Source organism: Massilia sp. CFBP 13721 (assembly GCF_014842025.1).
Taxonomy (GTDB): domain Bacteria; phylum Pseudomonadota; class Gammaproteobacteria; order Burkholderiales; family Burkholderiaceae_D; genus Telluria.
Map to the genome: position 1 here is coordinate 1 of NZ_JACYUY010000057.1, position 1490 is coordinate 1490.

General features: G+C 56.0%; 1 protein-coding gene. It reads left to right on the forward strand.

Annotated elements, in window-relative coordinates:
- Positions 1-149: 149 nt before the first annotated feature.
- Positions 150-1472, forward strand: a complete 1323-nt coding sequence (locus IFT60_RS26135) for an IS4 family transposase (protein ID WP_374001309.1) — start codon at positions 150-152, stop codon at positions 1470-1472.
- Positions 1473-1490: the final 18 nt, after the last annotated feature.

Consider the following 1490-nt stretch of genomic DNA (forward strand, 5'->3'; position numbering starts at 1 on the left):
GCCAGTCCTTTAAAGGTGCGCTTCCTTAGTGCAACTGCAATAGCGTGGCACTATTATCTGTAGATCGCGTCCAAGTGGTACAGGAGGAATGTGCCATGTTGATGAACGAAATAATAGAGCATTGTGCCAAGGGAAGTCCGGTCACGGTGATGGCGCGGCTAGCGCTGCAGCATGCGTTAAAGCCTGCCTGGCTCGACAAGTTATTTGAGCGTAAGCGCGGCAAGCAATATGAGAGGGAGTTGCTGTTTTCTAGAACAGTAGAGTTGATGTCGTTGGTTGCGGTTGGGTTACGCCCATCGTTGCATGCTGCTGCCAGGGAGTGCCCGGAGTTAGGCGTGTCGCTGCAGGCACTGTATGACAAGGTCAATCATACGGAGCCAAATCTGGTGCGCGCCCTGGTCACTGAAAGCGCAATGCGTCTCGACGCAGTGCTGGCGCCGATGATCAAAGACAAACCACTTACAGCGCCTGGCTACCGGGTACGCATCGTCGATGGCAGCCATTTGCCGGCGACCGAAAAGCGGCTCAAGCCATTGCGTGGCTTTGGTGGCGCTCCCCTGCCGGGCTACTCCCTGATCATCTACGATCCGGACGATGATTTGATACACGATATCGAACCATGTGAAGACGCTTATACGCAGGAGCGTGCCCTGATGTCGTCACTGCTCGATCGCGCCATGCCGGGCGAACTGTGGATCGCCGATCGCGCCTTCAGCACCCGCACCATCCTAAGCGAGTGGGACCGCCGCGGTTGCAATTTCATCGTACGTGAGCACAGCAGTACACCTAATCCAACTGCGCTTGGCGACATGTCTTCTGAAGGGCTTGTCGAAACAGGAGTCGTGTTCGAGCAAACAGTCGAGTTCGAAGGCGAGGCAGGGAACACAGTACCGCTGCGGCGAATTGAACTGCGCCTGAATGGGGCGACCGACAGCGGAGAGAAGGTCATTCGGATCCTGACAAATCTGCCTGGCGAAGAATTCACGGCCTGCGAAATAGCGCGTCTCTATCGGAAGCGCTGGAAAATCGAGACGCTCTTCCAGCGACTTGAATCGGTTCTGCACAGCGAAGTCAAAACACTTGGCCATCCACGTGTAGCCTTGTTCGCTTTCGGCGTGGCCGTGATGGCCTATAACGTTCTGAGCGTCATTCAGGCAGCGATCTCGCAAGCGCATGATTTAGCCAGTAGCGGCATCGAGCTGTCGCCGTTTTATGTCGCGCTTGAAGTCAAGAGCTGCTATGCAGGCATGATGATGGCGACCACGCCAGCCGCATGGGCGGCCTACGATGCCATCGACGCCCCGCAACTAAGCCGCCTCCTGCTGGAAATCGCCGTACATGCCAGGATCAAGGCGCTACGCAAGAACCCTACTAGCCCCAAGAAGCCGAAAGAGAAATCCATCGTATCGGCTGCAGAAAAGCGCCGCCATGTATCGACGGCTCGGGTACTCAAGGCAGGGTTTGTTAGCTAAGACCTTTAAATGACTGGC

Bases quoted from the DNA above. Each gene is read 5' to 3' on its own strand.
- IFT60_RS26135 (WP_374001309.1), top strand. From the start codon at position 150: ATGGCGCGGCTAGCGCTGCAGCATGCGTTAAAGCCTGCCTGGCTCGAC.